Annotated in this window: 22 protein-coding genes and 5 tRNA genes; 22 read left to right on the forward strand and 5 right to left on the reverse strand. The window is 35.0% G+C overall.

The genetic code is table 11. The features are described 5' to 3' along the window. Positions 1–183 precede the first annotated feature (183 nt). The 4 genes from PLX19_RS24595 to PLX19_RS24610 all read left to right on the forward strand — a co-directional run bounded on the left by PLX19_RS24595 (position 184) and on the right by PLX19_RS24610 (position 510). Positions 184–258: transfer RNA gene (locus PLX19_RS24595), tRNA-Gln, on the forward strand. Positions 259–263: 5 nt separating this feature from the next. Next, positions 264–338: transfer RNA gene (locus tag PLX19_RS24600), tRNA-Gly, on the forward strand. A 10-nt stretch (positions 339–348) separates the two neighbouring features. Continuing rightward, a tRNA-Cys gene (locus PLX19_RS24605) sits at positions 349–422 on the forward strand. 6 nt (positions 423–428) lie between these two features. After that, positions 429–510 (forward strand) — tRNA-Leu (locus PLX19_RS24610). 424 nt (positions 511–934) lie between these two features. Here the strand turns inward: PLX19_RS24610 and PLX19_RS24615 are convergent. Together PLX19_RS24615 and PLX19_RS24620 are read right to left on the reverse strand one after the other, a co-directional pair. Continuing rightward, the gene (locus PLX19_RS24615; protein ID WP_272191528.1) at positions 935–1,222 is read right to left on the reverse strand and encodes a Phr family secreted Rap phosphatase inhibitor; all 288 of its coding nucleotides are present in this window, start codon (positions 1,220–1,222) and stop codon (positions 935–937) included. Continuing rightward, complete coding sequence (locus PLX19_RS24620) at positions 1,222–2,316, reverse strand: Rap family tetratricopeptide repeat protein (protein ID WP_272191529.1); 1,095 nt, start codon at positions 2,314–2,316, stop codon at positions 1,222–1,224. Before PLX19_RS24620 ends, PLX19_RS24615 begins: the two co-directional genes overlap by 1 nt. Positions 2,317–2,726: 410 nt before the next feature. On the opposite strand from PLX19_RS24620, the gene PLX19_RS24625 reads away from it, so the two are divergent. The 6 genes from PLX19_RS24625 to trmL all read left to right on the forward strand — a co-directional run bounded on the left by PLX19_RS24625 (position 2,727) and on the right by trmL (position 7,330). Beyond that, positions 2,727–3,521, forward strand: coding sequence for a transglycosylase domain-containing protein (locus PLX19_RS24625; RefSeq protein WP_272191530.1), 795 nt, complete (start codon positions 2,727–2,729; stop codon positions 3,519–3,521). 191 nt (positions 3,522–3,712) lie between these two features. Beyond that, the gene (locus PLX19_RS24630) at positions 3,713–4,363 is read left to right on the forward strand and encodes a DsbA family protein (protein WP_272191531.1); all 651 of its coding nucleotides are present in this window, start codon (positions 3,713–3,715) and stop codon (positions 4,361–4,363) included. A gap of 113 nt (positions 4,364–4,476) precedes the next feature. Then, a tRNA-Gly gene (locus PLX19_RS24635) sits at positions 4,477–4,550 on the forward strand. A gap of 150 nt (positions 4,551–4,700) precedes the next feature. Then, entirely contained in the window at positions 4,701–5,840 is a 1,140-nt protein-coding gene (gene queG / locus PLX19_RS24640) for a tRNA epoxyqueuosine(34) reductase QueG (RefSeq protein WP_272191532.1), read from the forward strand. 49 nt (positions 5,841–5,889) lie between these two features. Then, positions 5,890–6,786, forward strand: coding sequence for an amidase domain-containing protein (locus PLX19_RS24645; protein WP_272191534.1), 897 nt, complete (start codon positions 5,890–5,892; stop codon positions 6,784–6,786). Between the two features lie 55 nt (positions 6,787–6,841). Next, complete coding sequence (trmL, locus tag PLX19_RS24650) at positions 6,842–7,330, forward strand: tRNA (uridine(34)/cytosine(34)/5-carboxymethylaminomethyluridine(34)-2'-O)-methyltransferase TrmL (protein ID WP_272191535.1); 489 nt, start codon at positions 6,842–6,844, stop codon at positions 7,328–7,330. A gap of 45 nt (positions 7,331–7,375) precedes the next feature. Here trmL and PLX19_RS24655 read toward each other — a convergent pair whose 3' ends face one another. Next, positions 7,376–8,044: a CPBP family intramembrane glutamic endopeptidase gene (locus PLX19_RS24655; protein WP_272191536.1), complete on the reverse strand. Its 669-nt coding sequence runs from the start codon at positions 8,042–8,044 to the stop codon at positions 7,376–7,378. Positions 8,045–8,315: 271 nt separating this feature from the next. Here PLX19_RS24655 and PLX19_RS24660 point away from each other — a divergent pair, with 271 nt between their 5' ends. The 4 genes from PLX19_RS24660 (at position 8,316) to PLX19_RS24675 (ending at position 15,046) form a co-directional block, all read left to right on the forward strand. Next, entirely contained in the window at positions 8,316–10,400 is a 2,085-nt protein-coding gene (locus tag PLX19_RS24660; RefSeq protein WP_272191537.1) for an EAL domain-containing protein, read from the forward strand. 431 nt (positions 10,401–10,831) lie between these two features. Beyond that, complete coding sequence (locus tag PLX19_RS24665) at positions 10,832–12,727, forward strand: PrkA family serine protein kinase (RefSeq protein ID WP_272191538.1); 1,896 nt, start codon at positions 10,832–10,834, stop codon at positions 12,725–12,727. A gap of 441 nt (positions 12,728–13,168) precedes the next feature. Next, entirely contained in the window at positions 13,169–14,341 is a 1,173-nt protein-coding gene (gene yhbH, locus PLX19_RS24670; RefSeq protein WP_272191539.1) for a sporulation protein YhbH, read from the forward strand. 243 nt (positions 14,342–14,584) lie between these two features. Next, on the forward strand, positions 14,585–15,046 hold the full coding sequence (locus tag PLX19_RS24675) for a GNAT family N-acetyltransferase (protein ID WP_272191550.1): 462 nt from the start codon (positions 14,585–14,587) through the stop codon (positions 15,044–15,046). A 118-nt stretch (positions 15,047–15,164) separates the two neighbouring features. Here the strand turns inward: PLX19_RS24675 and PLX19_RS24680 are convergent, their stop codons facing one another. Further along, entirely contained in the window at positions 15,165–16,427 is a 1,263-nt protein-coding gene (locus PLX19_RS24680; RefSeq protein ID WP_272191540.1) for an S-adenosylmethionine decarboxylase related protein, read from the reverse strand. A 530-nt stretch (positions 16,428–16,957) separates the two neighbouring features. Here PLX19_RS24680 and PLX19_RS24685 point away from each other — a divergent pair. The 7 genes from PLX19_RS24685 (at position 16,958) to PLX19_RS24715 (ending at position 24,907) form a co-directional block, all read left to right on the forward strand. Then, on the forward strand, positions 16,958–17,500 hold the full coding sequence (locus PLX19_RS24685; RefSeq protein WP_272191541.1) for a phosphate ABC transporter permease: 543 nt from the start codon (positions 16,958–16,960) through the stop codon (positions 17,498–17,500). 15 nt (positions 17,501–17,515) lie between these two features. After that, positions 17,516–19,051 carry a flotillin family protein gene (locus PLX19_RS24690; RefSeq protein ID WP_272191542.1) on the forward strand — a complete coding sequence of 512 codons (1,536 nt, stop codon included), beginning with the start codon at positions 17,516–17,518 and terminating at the stop codon, positions 19,049–19,051. A 453-nt stretch (positions 19,052–19,504) separates the two neighbouring features. Beyond that, complete coding sequence (locus PLX19_RS24695) at positions 19,505–19,759, forward strand: hypothetical protein (RefSeq protein WP_272191543.1); 255 nt, start codon at positions 19,505–19,507, stop codon at positions 19,757–19,759. 361 nt (positions 19,760–20,120) lie between these two features. After that, positions 20,121–22,103 (forward strand): methyl-accepting chemotaxis protein, encoded by a 1,983-nt coding sequence (locus PLX19_RS24700; RefSeq protein WP_272191544.1) that lies wholly within the window; start codon positions 20,121–20,123, stop codon positions 22,101–22,103. 307 nt (positions 22,104–22,410) lie between these two features. Then, entirely contained in the window at positions 22,411–22,956 is a 546-nt protein-coding gene (locus tag PLX19_RS24705; protein ID WP_272191545.1) for a helix-turn-helix domain-containing protein, read from the forward strand. A gap of 5 nt (positions 22,957–22,961) precedes the next feature. Continuing rightward, complete coding sequence (locus PLX19_RS24710) at positions 22,962–23,906, forward strand: alpha/beta hydrolase family protein (protein WP_272191546.1); 945 nt, start codon at positions 22,962–22,964, stop codon at positions 23,904–23,906. A 296-nt stretch (positions 23,907–24,202) separates the two neighbouring features. Further along, positions 24,203–24,907, forward strand: a complete 705-nt coding sequence (locus PLX19_RS24715; RefSeq protein ID WP_272191547.1) for a metallophosphoesterase family protein — start codon at positions 24,203–24,205, stop codon at positions 24,905–24,907. A 109-nt stretch (positions 24,908–25,016) separates the two neighbouring features. Here PLX19_RS24715 and PLX19_RS24720 read toward each other — a convergent pair whose 3' ends face one another. Continuing rightward, positions 25,017–25,943 carry a DMT family transporter gene (locus PLX19_RS24720; RefSeq protein WP_272191548.1) on the reverse strand — a complete coding sequence of 309 codons (927 nt, stop codon included), beginning with the start codon at positions 25,941–25,943 and terminating at the stop codon, positions 25,017–25,019. A 119-nt stretch (positions 25,944–26,062) separates the two neighbouring features. Between PLX19_RS24720 and PLX19_RS24725 the strand changes: the two genes are divergently transcribed. Next, on the forward strand, positions 26,063–26,524 hold the full coding sequence (locus PLX19_RS24725; RefSeq protein WP_272191549.1) for a GntR family transcriptional regulator: 462 nt from the start codon (positions 26,063–26,065) through the stop codon (positions 26,522–26,524). The last annotated feature ends 59 nt before the right edge of the window (positions 26,525–26,583 follow it).

Below are 26,583 nucleotides of genomic sequence, written 5' to 3' on the forward strand. Positions count from 1 at the left end.
TGGCGAAGTGGTTAACGCATCGGATTGTGGCTCCGACACTCGTGGGTTCGATTCCCATCAGTCGCCCCATTTTTAAATATCACTTTACAAAATAAGTGGATTATGATAATATATTAAATGTCCTGATTGGATATTTTAAGTAATAAAATAACAAATACATCATATAATGTATTAATTATTCGGTGGGCTATAGCCAAGCGGTAAGGCAACGGACTTTGACTCCGTCATGCGCTGGTTCGAATCCAGCTAGCCCAGCCATTTTTGCGGAAGTAGTTCAGTGGTAGAATACAACCTTGCCAAGGTTGGGGTCGCGGGTTCGAATCCCGTCTTCCGCTCCAAATTTAATATGGCGGCATAGCCAAGTGGTAAGGCAGAGGTCTGCAAAACCTTTACCACCGGTTCAAATCCGGTTGCCGCCTCCATATTATGCCGATGTGGCGGAATTGGCAGACGCGCACGACTCAAAATCGTGTTCCTTCTGGAGTGTCGGTTCGACCCCGACCATCGGTACTGTTTAGACGAGTGAATCGTCTTTTTTATTTGTCTTTTTATTATCAATTAAACGTTAATATACAGTAATATCAAGCGTTCCTACTTTGTGGGGACGCTTTTTTATGTATTCTTCTTTGGAAATTATCATCTAATATGTTACATATTACGCGTTCATGTGATTCTACCTAATCGTATGAACTAAGTCTTATTCGTTGAAAGGGGAAAGACGTAGCGATGTTTTAGACGACGGAGAATTAGCTATCGTGCGTCGGGAAACTGAAACATTTAGAAATGTTTAATGACGCAGTGAACCTTTTTCTTAAAGATGTGATAGACGTAATCTGGATCCTACACAATGCGATACTATTGTAAAGAACTCACAATTAGTGTAAACAAAAAAGCCATATCGGCTAGTATGGCTTTCTTTCTAATTATTAAATTGTTATGCTTGTTGAAGTGGTGTGTCACCTTTATTATAAGCAGGTGCTGGAAAATCAGCGTGACCTTCTTGGGCTACAATACCACCAGTATGCCCATCGCTGTAAGCTAAGTCAGGTCTTTGGGGTGACCAAGTATCACCTTTATTGTAAGACAAATCAGGGTTTTGTGGTGCAGGAAGGTCTGCGTGACTTGCTTGCTGTGTAAATGAACTATTTAAGCCAACAGATACTATACCAATAACGGATAAACCTAAAACAAGGGAACCAATCTTTTTAATTTCTTTAAACATTATTTTAATGCCCCTTTCTCAAAAGTTTTTTCTTTAGCTTGTAAGCCTATATAAAAATACTTACTTGCTCTTATGAGGTTATCTTCCTCATAAAATTTAACTGCCAATTTCTCCGCATATTCTTGGGTGTAGTTATATAGGGATTCTTTTTTGAAATAGGTAATCCCTTCATGGAAAATTTTTTCTAATTCATCTGTTGGGGCGTTGTTATTCAGCACTTGTAAAATTGTAAAATGATGTGTATATTCTGTATTTCCTATTTCATTGCAAATTTTTAAACCTTTTTCAATAAATTCTTTAGCAATATTTGTGTCACCTAGTTTATGGTGTTCTCTAGCTTGTAAGAAAATAGCTTTAAAATGCGTTGGTTTCTTTGCTGTTACCTCTGAAAGGTGGCGAAGTGCTAATATTGAAAGGTTTTGGCTTGCGTATAACCAGCCTAAGTTGTTACGTATGCTTAAAATTAGGTCATTTTCGTTAAATTTTTGGAGGATATTAATTGCTGAATTATATTTTTCTTCCGCTTGTTCATACTGTTTTAGAAATACACATGCCGCACCTAGTGTATTGTCGCATAATCCTACTTTAATTTCGTATCCGCTATACTTGACAAAGATTTCTTTTGCTTTTGTTATGAATTGAATTGCTTCAACAGGTTTATAAAAATGTTGATTGAAGATAGCTAAACGATAGTAAAATTCAGCATGTTCTAGTTCATCAGATATGTGTTTCAGTAACTTTTCGGCTTTTTCAAAATGCTCACTAGCGTCATTATAATTTGTAGTTAATGTGGCATGTATTGCTTTGAAAAAATGATAATAGTAGGATAGAACGTTATCAGAAGGTATATTATATAACCCAACCATGTTAAAGCTCTCTTTTGTAATGCTTAAACCGTCAGTTAATACCTTATATCTAAAATCAAGTAATGAATGATAAAATAATAGATTTTTATCCTCTTTTATATTAGCAATCTTCTCGTCAATTTCTTGTTTCAGGTTAGTTGCTTTTAAAACTTGTTGTTGCAACATAGCTTGATACCAGTCATTAAGTAATTTTGTAATTAGTTCATTCCCCTTAGTTTGAACGTTCATGAAATCCCCCTCTTTTAGAATATTCTTACAAATAATAATAACAATAATAGAATTTAATGGAAATAAATTTTGCATATTTCTCAATAATTATCTGATAATTTAAACCTTCAATGTAATAGCAAACGACAATTATATTATAAGAAGAATTCATTTTTGTATCTAGTAGGTTGAAAGGCTTGCATAACACCAACAATTCATGTAATATCTGAAAAGGTTAGAATAGGCGGCGAAAATGATAAATTATCTAATATGAATGTAAAAAATGATCATAAATAACCTATTAAGTGTTTTCTACTGTAGTAGAAGATGCTTTTTTCTTTTCGGGTCTTTAAATTACAAATTTGTAAGGTAGTTGTAAGAGAAATGAATTGGATATTTTTTAAAATACAGGTATTCTTGAATTAAGAGCAATGAATGCTGAAAGAAATGGGGTGTCTGTTGTGAAGGAACGAACAGCATATCGCACTTTGCATCATAATATTTCTTTAACTCCGATAGCAAAGTTTATTTATAAAGCCCTTATATTATTATTATTGCTAAGTGGTATACTTTTGTTTGTTGGAAATAAAATGATTGAAAGCAAGGATATTAGTAAGTTGACAGTACCTGCTTATTTGGAGTTACCAGAACAACTAGGGAATGCATTTATCGCAACTGAAGATAAGAGGTTCTATCATCATAATGGATTAGATTATATTGCAATTGTTAGAGCTACAGTAGAAAATGTAAAGGCTGGTGGTGTTGTACAAGGTGGCAGTACAATTACTCAGCAGCTTGCAAAAAATGTTTTTTTAACAAGTGAACGAACGTTTTCCCGTAAATGGAATGAAGTTTTCTATGCTAAAAAAATCGAACGAACATTTACGAAAAATGAGATTTTAAAACTTTACTTAAGCAATATTTATTATGGAGAGGGTGCATGGGGAATTGAGAAAGCTGCGAAACTTTATTTTGATAAGCAGGTTAATCAATTAACATTAAGTGAAAGTGCTATGCTAGCGGCCGTTGTGAAAGCACCAGCTTATTATTCTCCTATACAAAATTATGATAAGGCTGTAGAAAGACGTAATATTGTTTTAAAGCTCATGGAGCGAGAAGGATATATTACTCATGCCGAATATGTACAAGCTAGAAGTGAAAAACTTGTTATTCGTCATGACATTCCTAATAATCAACCAGTAGAGCGTGAGAAAGCTGTGAGTTAAGAGTGAGTTCGAAAAGAACTTACTCTTTTTTTGCGTGAATGAAGGAAAGAAAAGTGAGACACAATATTGTCACATTTGTTTGATTTTGTCTATTTTACGAGCAACTTCAATGGACTGTTTATATGAGAATTGATATCATAAATATTGTATGTATAGTACATACAAAGAATAAACATTAAAGAGGAATGTATATGAAATCAAAAAATATTATGATTCTCGGTGTTATTTTTTCTGTTGCGGTACTTATTGTAATTGGGACGATCGTATATAGCCTTGTGAACGATAAGAAGGAAAAAGGAAAAGATACGTTTTTATATGGCTCGCAGCAATCTTTAGGAGAGGAAGATGCTCCGATTCATATTGTGGAATTTGGAGATTTTAAATGTCCAGCTTGTCGTACATGGGATGTAACTGTATTGCCACGCTTAAAGGAAGAGTATATTAATAAAGGAAAAGTTCAGCTGCATTTTATTAATTTTCCTTTTATCGGGAAAGACTCTGAACTAGGCGCAGCAGCTGGGGAAGCAGTTTTTAAGCAAGATCCAAAAGCTTTTTGGACATTTTATGATGAAATATATCAAAATCAAAAGAGTGAAAAAGAAGAGTGGATTACAGAGGATTTAGTAGTAGATATAGTAAAACAAAAGCTACCTACGATTGATATAGAGAAGTTTAAAAAGGATTTAAAGAGTAAGGAAATAAAAGATAAAGTACAGAAAGACTTTGACCTTGCGAAAAAGTTAAAAGTACAAGGTGCACCATCTATATATGTAAACGGTAATCTTGTTAATCCAGATTATGATAGTGTTAAAGCGGCAATTGATAAAGTTAAGAAAAAGTGATGAGATATTCATCACTTTTTCGACTTTTTTCGATAAAATTATTGCGCCTCCTTATATTACATGCTATAATTTTCAACATAAGTTAACAAATAATTAACATTTTCTTTATATTTGCGGGTGTAGTTTAGTGGTAAAACAAGAGCCTTCCAAGCTCTGGTCGAGAGTTCGATTCTCTTCACCCGCTCCAGAAATTATTTCGAATTATTATTATTGTGATCAACGCAGTGTTTCGTTTCTCAGATAAACGAGGCATTGCGTTTTTTTATGTTTTGAGTGCATGAATATATGTAAGAATAATAATGTGTAAAATGAAATGCATCTTATAAGGAGAGTAAATGTGGATTTTGAACAATTAAAACAAGATGTTATTGCGTATAGTAAAACAATTGGTATTGATAAAATAGGCTTTGCGAGTGCCACACCATTTGAGGAATTAAAGCAACGCCTTATTCAGCATCAACAATTAGGATACCTATCAGGTTTTGAAGAGCCAGATATAGAAAAGAGGACGAACCCGGAGTTATTATTACCAGGTGCAAAATCAATTATTGCCATTGCATTGGCGTATCCTTCGAAGTTAAAAAATGCACCGCAAAGCAAACGAGGAGAGAGACGAGGCATTTTTTGCCGTGCTTCTTGGGGACAAGATTATCATCTTGTTTTGCGTGATCGTTTAGAGAAGCTGGAGGCATATTTAATCGAACGCTTACCAAATATAGAAGTTAAATCGATGGTAGATACGGGAGAATTAAGCGACCGTGCTGTTTCAGAGCGAGCAGGCATTGGTTGGGGCGGAAAGAACTGTTCTATTATTACACCGGAATTTGGTTCGTACGTTTATTTGGGCGAGATGATTACAAATATTCCTTTTCCACCAGATACTCCAATTGAAGATCAATGCGGGAGCTGTACGAAGTGTATTGATGTTTGTCCGACAGGAGCGCTTGTCCAAGGAGGACAATTAAATTCTCAAAAATGTATTGCGTTCTTAACGCAAACGAAAGGATTTCTTCCGGAAGAATATCGAGATAAGATTGGAAATCGCATTTACGGATGTGATACGTGTCAAACTGTTTGTCCAAAAAATAAAGGGGTAGATTTTCATAATCATCCAGAAATGGAACCGGATCCTGAACTTGTAAAACCGCTATTAAAACCTCTTCTGACTATTAGCAATCGTGAATTTAAAGAAAAATATGGGATTATGTCTGGGTCGTGGCGCGGGAAAAAACCGTTACAGCGAAATGCAATCTTGGCACTGGCTCATTTTAAAGATGAAACGGCCATTCCAGATTTAATTGCTGTAATGAAAGAAGATCCTCGTCCTGTGATTCGCGGAACAGCAGCATGGGCACTAGGTAAAATTGGCGGAGAAGGTGTGCAAGAGGCTATTGAAAAAGCGAAAGTACGGGAAAAGGATGAAGAAGTACTTCATGAGATGAATCGTGGTCTTGAACTGTTAGCTGAGAAAAAATAGCAGATTATCCCTCGGTCCCTCATATTGTAATAAGGGGAGGGGAGACTCTATGTCTATAAAACAGCATCTTCAACAGTGTCTACAAGGGCAATTGGATTATATAACAAATAAACGTATGAATGAAGCTGAAATTCCAGATGATATTGTTGACATGTTACACCGTAAAAAGAATCTCTTTACAAGGCGTAATGCGGAGATTATAAAAAGCAATGCTAACGTATCTTTTCTTAGACAGTTAAAAGGTGTAAACTACGATGAAGTAGATTATCAAATTCATTTTCAGTATTTTATTCGTCATCATCATTTATTTTATGTAGAGGAAGAACAAATGGAGAGGCGTTTACGATTAGAAGATGGATGTATCAAGCAAGATATCGCAATTGGAACGCCGATAGATGAACAGAAAGTTGGAACGTTAGAACGTGAAGTAACAAAGGGAAAAGGACAATATATTCCATACAGTTATAATCGCTTAGAGGCAGTGAAATATGCAGAGCGGTGGTGGGATGATCGGAATCCAGCTTATCAAAACTTCCAAGATAATTGCACAAATTTTATTTCTCAATGTCTGCATGCTGGTGAAACACCAATGAGTGGATATCCGAATATTCGCAGTGGATGGTGGCAGCAAAATCGCCAATGGAGCTGGAGCTGGGCGGTAGCTCATTCTTTTCATTGGTACTTATCAAGTGATTCTCTAGGGCTTCGAGCAAAGCAAGTTGAGAAGCCACAGGATTTAATGCTTGGAGATATCATTGTATATGATTTTGAAAATGATGGAAGATGGAATCATACGACAATTGTCGTGGCAAAAGATGCAAGTGGTATGCCTCTTGTAAATGCACATTCTGCCAATAGTCGCAGACGTTATTGGGATTATGAAGATTCAAGTAAGTATACACCGCAAATGAAATATAAGTTTTTTCATATTCTTGATAATGACTAGAGATTTTTTATCCAAGTGGTATAATACGTAGTAGAAAAAGATTGAGGTGAACATTGTGGGAATACATGTTGTTTTATATCAACCAGAAATTCCAGCGAATACAGGTAATATTGCGCGTAGTTGTGCAGCAACAGGTGCAGAATTACACTTAATTAGACCGCTTGGGTTTTCTACTGACGATAAAGCGTTAAAGCGTGCTGGATTAGATTATTGGGAGCACGTAAAAATTACGTATTATGACTCTATTGAGGAATTTTATGAGAAAAATGCAAATGGTGAGTTTTTCTACTTAACAAAGTATGGAGAGAAAGCACACACAACATTTGATTACAGCAACGTAGAAAAAGATTATTATTTCGTATTTGGAAGAGAAACAAATGGTCTTCCAGCAAATGTGATTGAACATAATTTTGATCATTGCTTACGCATTCCAATGACTGATAAAGTTCGTTCTTTAAACTTATCTAATACTGCAGCAATTTTAATTTATGAAGCATTACGTCAACAAAATTATCCAGGATTAGATGTAGAAATTGTTTATTAAAAGCCGTCTTATGACGGCTTTTTGTAGTTTTAAAATACAGTTTGATTACATAATACTAACAAACAAATTGTGAAAGGAATGCAATATAACAACTGACCAAAGCGATCCTGTCTTTTTAAATACTAGTCCAAAGAATATGCCGATGAGAAAAACATAGATATGACTCCAAAGGTCAAAGAATACGCCGTCATAGATCCAAATAGCGTAGTGTATGATTAGAAATAAAAATGAAGTGATTATGTTAGCCTTCCAAAAAGATAATCTTTTGTTAAGTTCTTGTAAAATGAAACCTCGGAATACAATTTCTTCAGTAATTCCAACCAACAGAATTCCATTCAGATAGTTATTTAAAGATAATTTAAAATTAAAAGGTTGATCATTTAAAATGGATGCTTCAAAAATAAAATAAAGACCTAGAAGTAGCAAAAGAAATGTTCCCCAGAACATACCTTTATTTACATCTTCCATTTTTAAATACTTAATTGGATTGGCGTGTAAGTAATACTTTATGTATAAGCAGACAGGGAATATCCACATGAGAATCTTAATGGATGCATTTAAAAATGTGGATGTAACTTCACTTAATGGCTCAATATACTGTACTAACCATAATTCTTTAAAAATCCAAACAAAGTTGAATATAAATAGATATATTAATAATATTTTCACATCATTTACTATCGGTTTACTTTCTGGTTGTAATTTTATTTCCATTATTCCCCTCCCAAAATGTAGAAAACTAATATTGCAATCGCGAAAATTATACCACAATTTACCTATTATAATAATATGAAGCGAACCTACTTCTTTAGTTAGATATGAAATTCTTAATATGTAGGCTTTAATATTAACCTTTATTCTAAACCGACACTTTTTTGATAAGAAAATTAATATTTTTTTATAAATGCTTGTACCTGTTTCAAAAAATGATAAATTCCATTAAAATAGTATATATAAATATAACATAAGACAGGTTGCGATGCTGATGACGGAATTATTTACAAATAAGAAAAATGTAGTTACCCCTTTACAGGGAATAGATATGAGTTTAATTCAACAAGGATTGCTTCATGCCATTCAAGATTTCGTGTTTATTGTAAAAGTTGTAGATAATAGATGGTTTCAATATATATATGTAAATGAAAAAGGGCTACAACATTTGAATTTAGATACAAGTTATCATGGAAGGACAATTCAAGAATTATTGCCTCCAGATGTTGCTTATCTATTGCAAATACAATATGAAGAGGTTTTAAAAAATAAAAAGGCAAGTACTTTTCGTGATTATATGACTTTAGATACAGGAGAAATTTTGCATTATGAATCATTATTAAACCCGATATGTTCAATTAACGGTATATGTAAATATATAATTTGCATTACACGCAACATTACAGCGCAAATGCAGGAAAAGACAGAGATGCAGGAAAAGCAAATGTTATTCAAATCGTTATTAGAGTATAATGATGACGCAATTATGTCGCTTGATTTAACAGGAAGAATAATGTATGCAAATCCTGCAACATATAAGATTTTTGGTCACGAATCTGCAGCGTTAAAAAATCAATCTATCTTTCAATATATTGAAGGAGAATATATAAATGAGTTTCAAAGCATGTTCAAAGAAACAGTGCAGGGCCATTCTACGCATGTTTTTGGACACAAATATGATCATAAAAATGGCTATGAATTGTATGTATCATTTCGCACGGTCCCCATTATTATTAATGGCGATATAATTGGTGTATACGTCATAGCGCGAGATGTTACGAAGCAAATATTAAATGAACAAAAAACAGAGTATTTAGCTTATTATGATCAATTAACAGGCCTATTAAATCGTATTGGATGCACAGAAATGTTAGCTCGTTTGTTTAAGGAGAAAAAGAAATTTACACTTATGTTTGTAGATTTAGACCACTTTCATTTCATTAATGACACATTTGGTCATGAAACTGGAGATAAAGTATTAAACAATGTAGCAAGACGATTAGAATCTCTTATTCCAAATGGGGCATATCTCTTCAGGGCACATGGTGATCAGTTTGTAATTGTAATAGAAAATACAGATAGAGAATATGCAGAAGAATTTGTTCAACTGTTGTTAAAAGAAATGGAGAAGCGTTTTGTGCTGAAGGAAGGAGAAGTATATTTAAGTGCTTCTATTGGGGTTGTCATGTCTCCTATAGATGGAGAAGATGAACAAACATTATTTAAACGTGTTGATGTAGCACTAGAATGTGCGAAAGAGCAAGGAAAAGGGAATTATAGTTTTTATTCTTGTAATCTTAGTGCGCAGCGTGAGAAACAACTCATTATTGAAAATCGATTATATCAAGCGATAGAACGAAATGAATTTATATTATATTATCAGCCGCAAGTTAACATTGTGACAGAAAAAATGGTCGGGATGGAAGCTTTACTTCGCTGGAGTAATAAAGAACTTGGAAATGTTTCACCAGGAGAGTTTATTCCAATTGCCGAAAAAACGGGATTTATTCTAAAAATTGACGAATGGGTATTATATGAAGTATGTAGACAAATACGTGAATGGCTGGATAAGGGAGTTACTCCTGTACCAATTGCAGTAAATATTTCAGCAAAGCATTTTTGCTCTTTGAAATTAATAGAGGTTATTACGGATGCTTTAATAACATATGATATTCCACCGCAGTTATTAACACTTGAAATTACAGAAGGAGCATTAATGCATAAAGAATTAACAGAGCAAGTGCTTCTTCGTTTGAAGGAAAAGAATTTGAACATTCATCTAGATGACTTTGGAACGGGATATTCGTCGCTCAGCTACTTAAAACGATATCCAATTGATACCTTAAAAATTGATCGCTCTTTTATGCAAGAAGTAGGTGCTGATGAAAAAGGCGCAAATATTACGACAGCTATTATTCATCTTGCTCATACGTTAGGCTTGAATGTCATTGCTGAAGGAGTAGAATATGCAGAACAGGTTCAATTTTTGAAAGAAAAAAATGCGCTAGTAGCCCAAGGCTATTATTTTAATAAACCTCTATCTGTAAGTGATTTGGAGAGATTATATTATGACAGGTAAAAAGTGATGAGCATGCTCATCACTTTTTCTCTCGCTATTCGTGGGCAGTAAGCCCTGAGAGAGAAGCGAAGAAGATAGGTGGATAATTGGCCCGTAAAAGCCCGATTGGTTCAACTAACCATTCGGAGGAAAAGCATCTCCGAATGGAAGTTTCACTTTATTTTGCTCTTGGTTTATCATTGTATCCTGATGTAAAAATAGCAGTAAGAAATGTGAGCATAACACCTAAAATTAATAAAAGCTTCATGAGCATAGCCCCCATTCATATTTATCTCTATCATTTTATATTATACCGAATTTTCTTTCAATTTTGGTAATAAACTTTATAAAGTTTGTGCACGATTTCATTTTGATTCGTATGAATGTTTAAGGACATCCTCGCATACTTTTATAATAATCCGCTTGAACAAGGAGATGGGGGAGGAGCTATAATGGATATTTTAAAGAAAATCGAACAGCATCGGGAAGCAGAAGAGCGTTTAAAGTGGGAAGGGACATTTTCTGACTATTTAGAACTTCTGAAAGAAAGACCATGGGTGGCACAAACAGCGCATTCTCGTATTTATAATATGATAAAGGATGCTGGAATTGAGGAAGTAGACGGCAGAAGAAAATATAATTTTTTTAGTAATCAATTATTTGGATTAGAAGAAGCATTAGAGCGTCTTGTAGAAGAGTATTTTCATCCATCTGCAAAACGATTAGATGTAAGAAAACGCATTCTATTATTGATGGGACCAGTTAGTGGCGGGAAATCTACATTAGTTACGATGTTAAAGCGTGGATTAGAAGCATATTCACATACTGATCGCGGGTCTGTCTTTGCCATAAAAGGTTGCCCGATGCATGAGGATCCGCTACATCTGATTCCGCATCATTTACGTGATGACTTTTATGCAGAGTATGGAGTGCGGATTGAAGGGAATTTATCACCATTAAACCTAATGCGTCTAGAACAAGAGTACGGCGGTAGAATTGAAGATGTAATTGTCGAGCGTATTTTCTTCTCGGAAGATCGCAGAACAGGGATTGGAACATTTAGTCCATCTGATCCGAAATCACAAGATATTGCAGATTTAACAGGTAGTATTGATTTTTCTACTATTGCTGAATTTGGTTCAGAATCTGACCCGCGCGCTTACCGCTTTGACGGGGAGTTAAATAAAGCGAACCGCGGAATGATGGAATTTCAAGAAATGTTAAAATGTGATGAAAAATTTTTATGGCATTTATTATCACTAACGCAAGAAGGAAATTTTAAAGCAGGTCGATTTGCATTAATCTCTGCAGATGAGCTAATTGTTGCTCATACGAATGAAACAGAATATCGCTCCTTTATTTCTAATAAGAAAAATGAAGCACTTCATTCACGGATTATTGTAATGCCAATTCCATATAACTTACGCGTTAGTGAGGAAGAGCATATTTATGAGAAAATGATTCATGAAAGTGATGTTTCTGATGTGCATATTGCACCGCATACACTTCGCGTCGCAGCGATGTTTACCATTTTAACACGCTTAAAAGATCCGAAGCGACCAGACATCGATTTAATTAAGAAAATGCGTTTATATGATGGTGAAATGGTAGAAGGATACAATTCTATTGATGTAGAAGAATTGCAGCGGGAATACCAAGATGAAGGTATGAGTGGAATTGATCCGCGTTATGTGATTAACCGTATTTCTTCGACGATTATTCGTAAAGAAGTAGCATCGATTAATGCCTTAGATGTACTACGTTCTTTAAAGGATGGATTAGACCAACATCCATCTATTAGTAACGAAGATCGTGAACGCTACATGAATTTCATTTCATTAGCGCGTAAAGAGTATGATGAAATTGCGAAGAAAGAAGTACAAAAAGCATTCGTATATTCATATGAAGAATCCGCGAAGACACTTATGGATAATTATTTAGATAACGTAGAAGCATACTGCAATAAGTCGAAACTACGTGACCCGTTAACTGGAGAAGAAATGAGTGCGGATGAAAAACTTATGCGCTCTATTGAAGAACAAATTGGCATTTCTGAAAATGCGAAGAAAGCGTTCCGTGAAGAAATTTTAATCCGCATTTCTGCATATGCTCGCAAAGGGAAACGATTTGATTATAATTCGCATGAACGTCTTCGCGAGGCAATCCAGAAGAAACTATTCGCTGATTTGAAGGATGTTGTGAAGATTACGACGTCAACGAAAACGCCGGATGAAAATCAGTTGAAGAAAATTAATAATGTTGTAGCACGATTAATTGATGAACATGGCTACAATTCCACATCGGCAAACGAATTACTCCGTTATGTAGGTAGTTTATTAAATCGATAATCATCACAGCAGAAAAGCTGTCTCTTACTTGAGGCAGTTTTTTTGTATATTTTATGTTAAACCTGGCATGTGGCAACCACTTCTATGCACGGCCAGACGTACTCGCCCTCCTTTAAAAAGAAAGAGGTTTTTATGACGTTTTTAACTGGGTTTTATATATAGGCAGAGCTTGTCCACTATGAATAAATTAAAATGCAATCTTATGAATTTATTTGTCAATTATTTTCACAACCGGCATATGATAGAGTAACCAACCATTCATACAGAAAAAAGTCAACACAATACAATATGTTGCAGAGCCGTAAAGTGTGCAACAATGCATTGTGTTTCTTTCTTAATTATGAAGTGTATTTCTTCATTGTTTACTTTTTAACTAAGAAGCTCATGTTTTAGGATGTGTTTTCATGAAAGCATAAAAAAATGATGTAAGGAGGGAAAGGAATGACAGAAGAAAATCAAAACAATTATACGATCTCACAGGAAAATTGGTCCCTCCATCGTAAAGGACACGATGATCAGCAACGTCATCAAGAAAAAGTACAAGAGGCAATAAAAAATAACTTACCAGACCTTGTTACAGAAGAGAGCATTATCATGTCCAATGGCAGGGATGTTGTAAAAATACCAATTCGTTCACTAGATGAATATAAAATTCGTTATAACTATGATAAAAATAAGCATGTTGGTCAAGGAACAGGCGATAGCAAGGTCGGTGATGTTGTAGCGAGAGATGGTTCTGGCCAAAAACAAAAGGGACCGGGAAAAGGGAAAGGCGCTGGGGATTCTGCAGGAGAAGACTACTACGAGGCAGAAGTATCGATTTTAGAGCTGGAGCAAGCATTTTTTAAAGAATTAGAGCTTCCTAATTTACAGCAGAAAGAAATGGACGAAAATCGCATTGAACATATTGAATTTAACGACATTCGGAAAATGGGACTTTGGGGAAACATTGATAAAAAACGGACGATGATCTCTGCTTATAAACGAAATGCAATGAATGGGAACCCGGCATTTCATCCAATTAAACGAGAAGATTTAAAATTCCGTACGTGGAACGAAGTCTTGAAACCAGAATCAAAAGCTGTTGTGTTAGCAATGATGGATACGAGCGGTTCGATGGGACTTTGGGAAAAATATATGGCTCGTAGCTTTTTCTTCTGGATGTCTCGTTTTTTACGTACCAAATATGAAACAGTTGATATTGAATTTATCGCGCACCATACAGAAGCAAAAGTTGTCACAGAAGAAGAATTTTTCTCAAAAGGCGAAAGCGGCGGAACCATTTGTTCATCAGCATACAGAAAAGCATTAGAACTGGTCGAAACCAAATATTCTCCAGAACGCTATAATATATACCCATTTCATTTCTCGGATGGAGATAATTTAACATCTGATAATGCACGCTGCGTCAAACTGGTGCAGGAGTTGATGAAAGTATCTAACATGTTTGGGTATGGAGAGGTGAATCAATACAACCGTCACAGTACACTCATGTCAGCATATAAAAACGTAAAAGATGAGAAGTTTCGCTATTATATTTTAAAACAAAAAGCTGATGTTTTTCATGCGATGAAGAGCTTTTTCCGTGAAGAATCGAATGAAAAGATGGCTTGACCCCCTAAGTGTAGGGGGTTTTTGTTTGTAATTACTTAATTTTTTAATAAATTTTTGTAGCATGTTTGATTCACTGATTATTAATTAACAATTGAAATCTGGTTAATTGCATTTCAATAAAATTAAATTTTTTTATATTGGAAGCTTATATATATTTTTTCAATTAATTCCTTCTTCTTACTACAACACAGAATGTATTAAAATATATTTAAAACGGTTTATAAAGGAGGAATTAAAGTGAACATGTGTATCGAACAACTTAATAAGGAATTAGATTATCAAGAGCATATAAAAAAGATTATAGAATTATGGAATATGAATGCTATAGAAACAGCACAATGTGAATTAGACGAAAGCGATAGAATGGGTATTCGAGAGCAATTAGAACAATTTGTTCAATCAAAATATGGCGCTGTTTTTGTAGTAACTGATGAATGCCAAAACATGATTGGTTATGGCATAGCTTCTATTAAACAAGACTTAGTTACGGATATGCTATATGGTCAAATTGATGAGGTTTATATAAGAAAAGAATATCGCAGACAGCAAATTGCTAAGAATGTAGTAGAGCATTTAATGAGATGGTTGAATCAAGAGGGGATTTCTGTCGTTCACGTGAATGTGGATGTAGAGAATAGATTAGCTTTAGATTTTTGGGAGAATACAGGTTTTGAAAAGGAGTTTTTTCTTTTATCAAATAGCTAATTTCTATGTGAAACATGAATTGAAAGTTTCATGTGACGAAGAGCTTTTTCCATGAAGAATCGCCCACTCAGTCTTTTTTAATTTTTAAGCAGAATTAAAAAAGACTGAGTAGAAAAACCTACTCAATCTTTTTTATACGATCAAATAATAAACCATCTGTTGAAAGATTTTCTCCTATTACAAAATCTTTCATATAATAAGAAAGATACTCACCATATTTTGAATCTGTATTTAAAAGAAGTTCGTCTACAAAGTAACAGCCAAGTGGTAAGTTGTCGAGTAAGAGGCTAGCAAGTGCACCGTAAACGCCGCATGCTACTTGGAAATAGGTTGCGTTTGTTCCATATTGTGTGTATACATGTTGGGTGGCTGTTGTATTGTACATATAGACTTCTTTGTCTCTATAAACAAGTAATACACCGATTAAATCTTCACCGAGGAGTTGTCCAGTTTCTGGATTTAATACGTGATGACTCCAGTTCCATAGTTCATCAATATTTTGTTGATTGTCATGAATTATTTGTGTCATATAATCATTAATACGATATAAAAAGCCGACCTCCATATCGTACAATTTTCCGAGATTGATTACTTCTTCATGCCCCATTAAACAACCGAAAAACTGTTTATCTCCTAACGTTACTTTAAATTCTTGTTCGTAAGCGGTGTTACATAAGAGAATCGGAGTTTGATGTTTCATAAAAAGAGGATAGTTTAAAATCGCTTCTTCTAAAAATCCAGCAGGCGACCATGTCGAGTATACGGTTTTTTCTTTTATAAGAGTTGGATCATGATAGAACGTTGTATCGTGTTCGACGATGAAACAAGCGAGGGGGACTTCCGTAGGGTTTTGCTTCATTAACTTAACTGCCATCCATTGGACGACGCCAGGGTTCATACCGGAACAAATAATGCCTGTCATTTGTGTGAAGGCAGGTTTATGCTTTTCAAAGAAATTTTGTCTTTCTAATAAACTGAACCGTTTGATATGCTCGTTTGCATCGATTGCGGGTGATTGCAATGCTGTATTAATATAATGTACATTAGCTTCGTTGCAGCATGTTAGCATTTCTACTGCATCTGCTAAGGAAGCATCAATGACTAGACTTGTCCCCGTTTTTTGTAGATGATTTCGAAATAATGTGTTATCGCTTAGATCAAACACATGGAATGTAAAGCTTTCGTATAATGCAGGATACATATTTTTAAAATAAGACCTTGGTTTTTGCTTCATATCAATTAAATGAATGGAACAGTTTTGCAATTGAGAATATAAAGGATTATTGGTATCTTTCACGGCATGATTTAATAGAGATAAAAATGCACGAGCAGCGCCGCCGCTGCTTCCAAGTATAGTAAGAATAAATTGTTCTTCTTTCATGCTTTCCCTCCTATGTGATTAAGATATTCGATTCACATGAGAAAGGATTATTTGTTTGTCCATAAATGCATAAAAATCCACTGTCTATTTTCTTCATCAGTGGCGATAAAGAAAATAGATATAAAAGCCCCCCTTTCTTTTTAGGGGGCGAGAGCATCTAATCATGCATAGCAACGATTTATATGCTGAAAAATTAACATGGATTTCTATAGATGGAGCGCGAAGAACTTCCAATATATATATAACTTTACTTTTTGTGTAAAATCTTGTATTATATAAATATACCATATATAAGTTTACTTTCAGGGGGAGGCTGTCACTATAGCTTTCTCCTGTTTTTTTTGGGGGGCTGTAGTAAAAGCCCCTTTTTTAAAAGGTAAGATGTTTGAAAATTAAGATAACAGAAAGAGAGGGGGCATATATATTAGGAAAAGAGCTGTTACCCTATTAATTAAGGAAAGGAGTTGAATGGGAAATAAAGAAAGCTACCACTAATGAAAGTTTCACTTATGTCGAAAGGAGTGAAGCGTATGTTGTTTAACGTTCCAATTGAAACCATTTATTTATATGGGCTTATTATAACTGCAGCTATTGCCATTCTGTATTTGCTTTTCGGTGATATTTTAGAATCTCTTTTTAGCATATCAAGCGGAGCTACTTCGCCTTTTACACTGTTATTTAGCTTTCTTGCGATGCTATGTGGGTTTGGTTACATATTAGAATATATATTTCCTTGGAGTAGTATTGCTATTTTTGTTATTTCATTTTTCCTCGCACTTGTTGGTGTGATTACAATGAAACTGCTTGTTTTAGCACCAATTTCTAAAGCGGAGCAAAATACAATGTACCGTATGGAAGAATTTATTGGCTGCAAAGGAGAAGTGATTATCACGATTCCGAAAGAAGGATTCGGTGAGGTGTTGCTAGCTTCGCAATTTGGTAGCAATGCGATGCCAGCTAAAACGATAGGGAAGAAAGATATTTTACAAGGATCTTATGTCATTGTTGAAGGCGTGCAAGATGGTGTTTTACTTGTCCAAAATTTAGCAATTTCTTTAAAGAAACCAAAATAATGAGGAGGGGTTACTATGGTTCCATTAATTATTGGCGGTGTTTTGTTAGCGATATTAGCGATTTTGATTTTAGTCTTTATTACAAAATATCGTACTGTTGGGCCCGATGAAGCGTTAATTGTAACAGGAAGTGGTTTAGGGAGCGGGAAAAATGTTGTGACAACAGATGATGGAAAGAAGATTAAAATTATTCGCGGCGGCGGTACGTTTGTTGTGCCAATTATGCAACAGGCAGAACCTCTTAGCCTATTAAACTATAAGTTAGAAGTAGGAACACGTGATACATATACGAAGCAAGGTGTTCCGGTAACAGTAAATGGTGTTTCTATTATTAAGGTAGGTTCTACAATTGAGGAAGTATCAACGGCAGCAGAGCAATATTTAGGAAAAGAAACGGAAGAACTAAAAGTAGAAGCAAAGGAAGTATTAGAAGGACATTTACGGGCGATTCTTTCTTCTATGACAGTAGAAGATGCGTATAGTAACAGGGAACAGTTTGCCCAGAAAGTACATGAAGTTGCTTCCACTGATTTGAAGAAAATGGGGCTGCGTATCGTATCATTTACGATTAAAGAAATTAGTGATAAAAACGGATATTTAGATGCACTTGGCCAGCCGCAAATTGCAACTGTGAAACGTGATGCGCAAATTGCAAACGCAGAACGAGAAAAAGAAGCACGGATTGAAAAAGCTCGTGCTGAAAAAGAAGCAAAAGAAGCAGAGTATCAGCGTGATGCGCAAATTGCTGAAGCTGAGAAACATAAAGAATTAAAGGTGCAATCATACAAAAGGGAACAAGAACAAGCACGTGCTGATGCGGACCTTTCCTATGAATTACAGCAAGCGAAGGCTCAGCAAGGTGTAACAGAAGAGCAAATGCGAGTGAAAATTATTGAGCGTGAAAAACAAATTGAATTAGAAGAAAAAGAAATTGCTCGTCGTGAAAAGCAATACGATGCAGAAGTAAAGAAAAAAGCGGACGCTGATCGTTATGCAGTTGAACAAGCAGCCGAAGCAGAAAAAGTGAAACAAATAAAGAAAGCAGATGCTGATCAGTATAAAATTGAAGCAGAAGCAAAAGCTCGTGCAGAAGAAGTACGCGTTGAAGGTTTAGCAAAAGCAGAAGTACAAAAAGCACAAGGTACAGCAGAAGCGGATGTTATTAAACTAAAAGGTCTTGCGGAAGCGGAAGCAAAACAAAAAATTGCTGAGGCATTTGAATTATACGGTCAAGCAGCAATTATGGATATGGTATTGAAAATGTTACCAAGCTATGCAAAAGAGATTGCAAGTCCACTTAGTAATATCGACAAAATTACTGTTGTCGATACCGGCGGCGGTGGGAAAAATAGCGGTGCTGGTAAAGTTGCAGGTTATGCGACAGATTTAATGGCAACGATGCAAGAAACTTTGAAGGCTTCTTCAGGAATTGATTTAAAAGAGTTGTTAGAAAGTTTTGCTGGGAAAGGCGCAATGCAGCAAAGCGGAGAGATAAAGGCTGCTATTCCGAGTCCAGAAGAGAAAACGTCGGAAAATCATGAAAACCTCTAGAAATTTCTAGAGGTTTTTTGTAACTATTTAGCAGGAATTCCTGGGAATTGCTTTTGTTTCATATCAAATAAAGGAGAACACATATTATTCATATATAATATTATACGTTCTCCTTTATTATGTAAGCTGTTTATCCCGCTATTTGTGGGCAGTAATACTCCCCCTCTCAAAGTTCAGCAAAAGCATTATCCAGCTCCAGTGGCTAGAATGTTCGGTGGGAGATAAACTGCTGGCATACGCCCGATTGGTGAGGGCTGATTGAAGTTTCACTTTATTGGAAAATGAGCAAGAAACTTATCTTCAAAATTACAGGCATAGCAGTAATTTATATATTGAAAAATTAAAATCAATTTGTATAAATAAAAGAATTTTTAAAATACGAGTTGATTTTCATAACAATGTTAGAATAGGTGAGAAATATAACATTGAAATGTAATGAGGAGAAAAGTTTAGATGAAAGATGTAATTGAAAATGTTTACAGCCCATGTCATGGAGTGATTGAAGAAATACTTGTTCAACAATCATCTTACGTATATGAGTGGGAAAAGTTATTTGTTATTAAAAAAAGCGATGGAACATTAGAAGAAGCCACAGTTGGCGTTAGCGGTAATATATTAGCTGTCGAAGTAACATTAGGCCAAGAAGTAAATGAGCAAACATTGTTGTGTAAATTAGAAGATGATTGGTTGATTACTGGCTGTGAATAATATAAGTAGATTATGAAAAACGACATCATATATAGGGATGTCGTTTTTTTATGCAAGCTAAAAAACATAAAAACCCCTTTCGGTTAGAGGAGGACGAGAGCAACTGACCAAGCGTAGAAGCGGTCAGGACCCTTTTTCAGCTACGTTTTATTCTGTCTTACTAAGATACCTGCAATATTAATTCCCTCATATGTTCTTATTTTACAAACGAAAATTATCAAAATATTAATAAAAAACATTTGTATATTGTTTTATAATGATATAATGTATAAAATTTAAAAAGGGTTTTATATATATTGATAAACAGAATAAGAGATGCGAATTTGTTTTTGAAAAAATAAAAGATAAGGAGTTGTTATGTATGAGAAGTTTATTGAAACGAATAGGCAGCATTAGTCTAACAAGGAAATTGTTTATATCTTTCCTTCTTATTTTAATCGTTCCTGGAGTTATTATTGGCGGTGTGTCATATCAAACAGCAAAAACAAATTTTGAACATCAAATCATTGCAAAAGCAAATGAAAATATTGATGTTTTAGATAACGTTATTACACAAAATTTAGAAGCAAAATCTGTGGATGTCGCTTACTTTGCAGATATCCTAACAGAGGATGCGTATAAAGATGGAAATATAGAAAACGTAAAAGTAAAATTCGCACAATATATAAAAATCCATCCGGAAGTAGAAGGGCTTTATATCGGTACACAAGACGGGATGTTTCTAAGAGAACCATTTGTACAAATGCCTGAAGGGTATAAAGCAACAGATCGACCATGGTATAAAGACGCTATGAAAGATGGTGATAAAGTAATTGTTACAGCACCATATGAGTCGTCTTCTACAAAAAATATGGTAGTAACAGTTGCGAAAAAGACGAAAGATGGAAAAGGTGTTGTTGGCGTTAACTTAAATCTTGAGAACATATTAAAAACGACAAAAATGTTTAAACTTGGAGAAAAAGGCTATGCAGTAATTTTAGATCAAAACAGACAAGTTGTCAGTCACCCAACTCGAAAAGGTGGTTCTAAAGTTACAGAAGCTTTCATTAACCCGGTTTATGAGAAAGATAAAGGGTATTTTTCATACAGTGATAAAGGAGACAATAAGATACTTACCTTCAATACAAATAGTAAAACAGGCTGGAAAGTCATTGGTGTTGTGTATGAAGATGAAATTATTAAGGCTGCTGAACCAGTATTCTTTAAAACGGTCATCGTAGTTGTAATCTCTATGTTGTTAGGTGCTATTCTTGTTTATTTCATCATTAAATCAATAACAAATCCATTAAGAAGGATTGTTACGTCTGCGCAAAAAATTAGCCAAGGCGATTTAACAGAAGAAATTGTAATCCATTCTAATGATGAGATTGGAAGATTAGGAGCTTCCTTTAATGAGATGTCAGCTTCTTTACGAGATGTGATTTCTAAAATGAGTAACTCAGCAGAGCATGTTGCTGCTTCGGCGGAAGAGTTAACTTCAAGTGTACGACAAGCAAATGAGGCGACAGATCAAATTACAATTGCGATGGAACAAGTATCTATTGGTGCTCAGTCACAAAGTCAAGGTGTTGAAGAAGGAGCAATACTATTACAACAAGTGAATACGGCTATTCACAATGTAACAGATAGTTCACAAGCTATTTCAGATTCTTCAGCGTATGCAAGACAGAAGGCAGAAGAGGGCGGGAAATTAGTACAGCAAACAGCGACGCAAATGCAATCTATTCACCAGTCTGTTTCGCAATCGGATACGATTATTAAACTATTGGATGAAAAGTCAAAACAAATTGGTGCTATTTTAGAAGTAATTCAAAATATTGCACAGCAAACAAACTTATTAGCTTTAAATGCAGCAATTGAAGCAGCGAGAGCTGGGGAACAAGGTCGTGGATTTGCAATTGTAGCAGAAGAAGTTAGAAAGTTAGCAGAGCAATCAGGAGAGTCATCAGGAGAAATTGCAAAATTGATTACAGAGATTAAAGATGACATAGAGTGTACCGTACAATCTATGGATGAAGTAAAAGTAGAAGTACAATCTGGTCTTGAAGCTGTTGATGAAACGAAAACAAATTTTGCAGAAATATTAAAGGTTACAAATGATATCGTATCTCAAATTAATAATATGGCAAAAACGGCAAAACATATGTCGAAAGATGCAAAGGAAGTTACGAATGCAATTGATGAGATTGCAGCAGCAGCAGAAACAAATACAGCAAGTATGCAAAACGTCGCTGCTTCTTCAGAAGAACAAGTGAATTCTATGGAAGAAATCAGTTCTTCTGCTCACAATTTAGCGAAAATGGCAGAAGAATTGCAACTTATGATTGAAAAATTTAAAGTGTAATACGTGAGAAATAAGTAAGGCATTTTATTGCCTTACTTATTTTTTTGTTTATATTTAAATTGAAAAAACGACATAAAAACCTCTTTCTTTTTAGGGGAACGGGAGCAGCCGGCCATGCATGGAAGCGATCAGGGTCTTTTGCTGCCATGTGCGAGGTTTTAAAGATCGGAGGGGCATGATCTATTTTGCATAGCAGCGACTTATATGTCGCAAGATTAAAATGGATATATAGATTTTTTGTGTATTTTTATTATCATTTTTGATAATATAATCATAAGGTACAATAAAAGGGAGTAGGTCTTAATATATGAAAGAAAAAAAGCTTGATATCCTGTTTCATCCAATTCGTTTTCAACTGATTCAAGAGTTTATCGGGGGAGAGAAATTAACAGCCAAGCAGCTTGCGAAAAAGTTACCGCATATTCCACAAGCGACGTTATATCGCCATTTAGAAAAACTAACGACAGCACATATATTACAAGTTGCTCAGGAAACGCAAATACGAGGAACGGTTGAAAAGTTATATGCCTTGAATCACAGTATGGCTAGTGTTTCACAAAAGGATTTGCAAGACGTAACGAAAGAAGAGCATATGCAGTATTTTATGATGTTTACTACCCAAATTATGGCAAGTTTTAAAGATTATTTGCAGCAAGATCATGTTGATTTTGAAAAAGATGGAGTCGGGTATCGACAGGCAAGTTTTTATATGAGTGATGAGGAGTTTAAAGAGTTTGCACAGGAAATGAGTGGAGTATTTTTAAAAGCAATGGAGCGTAAACCATCTCCAGGGCGAAAGCGAAGAACGATTTCAACAATTATTATTCCTGAAAGAAATAAGAAGGGAGAATAAACAATATGGGGAAAGAATTGTTCGTTACAGTTGAAAGTACAGTTTCACTTCAAGGAACGCTAACAATTCCAGTACATGATGCAGCAACATATCCAGCTATTCTACTCATTGGTGGAACGGGAAAGGGAGACCGGGATGGAAATGTTCGCGGTTTAAAATTAAATATGTATAAAGATTTAGCGGATTATTTTACTTCATTAGGATTTGCGACTTTGCGTTATGATAAGCGTGGTGTGCATAAAAGTGAAGGCGACTATTATGAAACAGGTGTGACAGATTTAATTGATGATGGCGTTGCTTGTGTACGTTTTTTAAAGGAGCATCCGCAAATTGATCCGAAGCGAATCGTCATTGTAGGTCATAGTGAAGGAGCTTTACTTGCGCCAGCTATTTATGTAAGAGAATCAGTGGCTAACTTAATTTTACTTAGCGGCGCGGGTGAACCTTCAAAAACATTACTGCCAAAACAAATGAAAATGGTAGTGAAAGAATTAGAAGCAGCATCTGGATTTCGAGGATGGCTATATCGCTTTTTAAAACTTCCAAAGCGTATTCAGAAACAAAATGAAGCACAGATGGAAAAAATACAGCAATCATCAAAGCCTGTTGTGCGAATCAAAGGGATAAAGGTAAATGCAAAGTGGATACGTGAACAATTTCAATACAATGTCGTAGAGTATTTAGAGAGAGTAGAATGTCCTGTTTTAGCGATTACTGGAGATAAGGATATACAAGTGCCCCCAGAGCAGGCAAGGGATATTGCGGGATATGTAGCAGGCGAAGCGGAGTGGCATATCATTCCTAATATGAACCATATTTTACGGGAAGTTGATAAAAACCATACAATGCTAGGGCTAATGAAAGAATATAAAGGACTTGTAAATAAAGGGATTCAAGAGGAATTATTGAATGTTATGAAGGAATGGTTGGCAAAGTATAACCTTCCATAAGGAAAAAGAATGAATAAAAAGCAGATGCTTATTAAAGTAAAACCTCACACAATAGAATGTGTGAGGTTTTACTTTAAGTATATAAATACAAGTTTAAAAAACTTCTTTTTTTAGGTGGACGAGAGTATCTGACCACCCATAGAAACGGTCAGCCCCTGTTCCTACCACATGCAAGGTTTAAAACAAAAGGAGAAAACTTTTAAAAATAATGTCTTTCTAGTTAGAAAATTGCGATATTAATGAAGTCTTTCTATAATTATAAATGAACTTTCATAATTAGAAAGAAGGAAATAGATATGAGAAGGACACTTGTAATCAGTGATATTCATGGTGAACTAGAGAGGTTCGAAAAATTATTGAAAAAAGTAGAGTACAATCCAAAAGAGGATCAACTCATTTTGCTAGGAGATTATGTAGATCGTGGTCTGAATGCGAAAGAAGTAATTGAAAAAGTGATGCAATTAAAAGAAGCTGGAGCGTTAGTTTTAAAAGGGAATCATGAGGATATGATGTTAAAAGCTTTAACGACAGAGGAAGAAAAGTTTTGGAATCATTGGGTAAAGAGAAATGGAGGCAATCAAACGTTACATAGCTACGGTTTTTCAGAAAGTGAGATTGCTGTAAGTGAAGAGGAATTTATAAAACCACAGTTACATTCTGAAGTGTTAGAACAACATATCAAATTCATAAAAGAACTAGATCATTATATTGAAACAGATGAGTATATCTTTGTTCATGCGGGGGTACAACCGATGACACCTGTTTCTGAAACAGATGCGCATACATTGATGTGGATTAGAAATGAGTTTCATAATGGATACAACGGTGAGAAAATGGTTGTATTTGGGCATACAGAAACGAAAATTCTTCACGAAGATAACGAGAATTTCGGCGTGTATTTTGGCGAAAATCGTATCATTGGCATTGATGGAGGCGCTGTATACGGCGGTCAACTGAACTGTTTAGAATTACCAAGTCAAAAAGTATATTCAGTGAAATAAGAAAAATTCCTCTATACAGACGAGCTGATGTAGAGGAAAAGAAGAGATAGGGGATCAAAACGATGATGAAACCTTATCTCTTTTTTTTGCTATGGTTTGTTACCTTCTTTTACATGTGTTTCGTTGCTAATTTTGGTATTACTTCTTTTTCTGGCATGGTCAAAAAAATGACTGCAACAATAATGAAAGCACCGCCTAATAGTTGATATGATCCAAACGACTCATTTAACCAGATAATCGAAACAATAGCTGCTACGAGTGGTTCAATACTTGATAAAATGCTTGTTTCTGTTGCAGATAAATATTTTAGACTACCAATATAGAGAAGGAAAGAAAGTGTACCACTTATAATGATGAGAATAAGCATGGAAAATGTACTCATCGTTAATGTATTTGCTATATGTTGAAAATGAAATTCTTGATTATATAGAAACAATGAAATTCCTCCGAGTAACATCCCCCAACCAACAATTACGGATGGCCCCCACTGTTTAATAAGAGAAGCAGGATGGAGCGTGTAAAAAGCAAAGCCAATTGCTGTTAAAATACCAAATAATATTGCTTGTTTAGAAAGAATAATATTTTCAATTGATCCGTTGGTAATCAGGAAATAAGTTCCCGATAATGCAGCTATGATTGCCATGAATTGCATAGTGGAAGGAAGTCTTTTGTGCTGAAGTGCAACGTAAATAGTAATAAGAACTGGGCCGAGAAATTGAAATAATGTCGCGGTTACAGCATTACTTATATGAACGGTTTCAATGAATGCATACTGAGCACCAAGCATGCCAGCAACTGAAAAAATTAGCAGTTGAATCCAATGACGTGGATACCTCCAAATTCCAAAGATATTTTGTTTTGTAAATAGTAAGGAACATAAAATAAATACGCCTGCTAATAGGAGGCGAATGACTAGGAAGTCACTAGATGATAGTTCAGTATGATGAAATAGCCATTGAATCATAGGGCCAGATAGCCCCCATAATGTTGCTCCGCTAATAATCATCATTAAGCCAAGGTGCCGTGATGATTTCATGGTGCATCCTCCTTTGTATGAAAGTTCTTGATTTTTTAAAATAAGCATGAAAGTATTATACATAACTTCTGATACTATCAAAAGTGTCAGTTTCCTATAAAGTAAAGGGGTCAGTTTGTATGTTAGAATTAACGCCAAAACTTGATGTTCATAGTAAAGAACCACTATATGTACAACTATATAACTACATGAAAGAGGAAATGAAATCTGGAAATGTAGCGCCTCATACGAAATTACCATCTAAACGCAAATTAGCTCAATATTTACAAATTAGTAAAAATACAATTGAAGCTGCTTACAGTCAGCTTATTGCGGAAGGGTATATAGAGGCTGTCCCACGTAAAGGGTATTTTGTGTGTGAAGTGGAACAAAGTGTATTACATGTGAAAGAAAAGATGCACCATGTCGAAGAAATATTTTGTCATGATCGTGACTATGTATTTGATTTTACACATACAGGTGTTGATGCTCGATCATTTCCATTTGCCTTATATCGCAAATTGGCAAATGAAGTATTGCAAGTTGAGAATAAGAAAGTATTACTGCTTGGACATCCACAAGGTGGTGCGACACGTTCCTAAGTGAAAAGCTTAGGCGCTGTCGAACTTACAGTTCAACAGTGAACTGTCATTCTGAGAAG

The sequence above is a fragment of the Bacillus sp. BP-3 genome, assembly GCF_028401955.1.
In the GTDB taxonomy this organism is placed as follows: Bacteria; Bacillota; Bacilli; order Bacillales; family Bacillaceae_G; genus Bacillus_A.